The sequence below is a fragment of the Undibacterium sp. RuTC16W genome (assembly GCF_049339445.1).
In the GTDB taxonomy this organism is placed as follows: Bacteria; Pseudomonadota; Gammaproteobacteria; order Burkholderiales; family Burkholderiaceae_D; genus Undibacterium.
The window spans coordinates 1-362 of record NZ_JBMPPE010000068.1; the positions used below are offsets into that span (position 1 = coordinate 1).

1 other RNA gene is annotated in these 362 nt (G+C 68.0%); it reads left to right on the forward strand.

The window, feature by feature from the left end:
• Window positions 1-348: RNase P RNA component class A (gene rnpB, locus ACO0K4_RS19560), an RNA gene on the forward strand.
• Window positions 349-362: the final 14 nt, after the last annotated feature.

Below are 362 nucleotides of genomic sequence, written 5' to 3' on the forward strand. Positions count from 1 at the left end.
GGCAGCCGCGGCGCCGCGAGGCGACGAGGAAAGTCCGGGCCCCATAGAGCAGGATGCCGGCTAACGGCCGGGCGCAGCAAGCCGCCCCGTTGTGACGGAGCGGCCCAAGGCGACGGAAAGTGGCACAGAAAACATACCGCCCAAGTCCTTCGCGGACCGGCAAGGGTGAAAAGGCGAGGTAAGAGCTCACCGCGCCGCCAGTAATGGCGGCGGCAGGCAAAACCCCATCCGGGGCAAGGCCAAATAGGGGAGCGATGGCGTGGCTCGCGCCGCTCCCGGGTAGGCTGCTCGAGCCTGTCGGCAACGGCAGGCCTAGAGGAATGGCTGCCCACGACAGAACCCGGCTTATCGGCCGACACCTC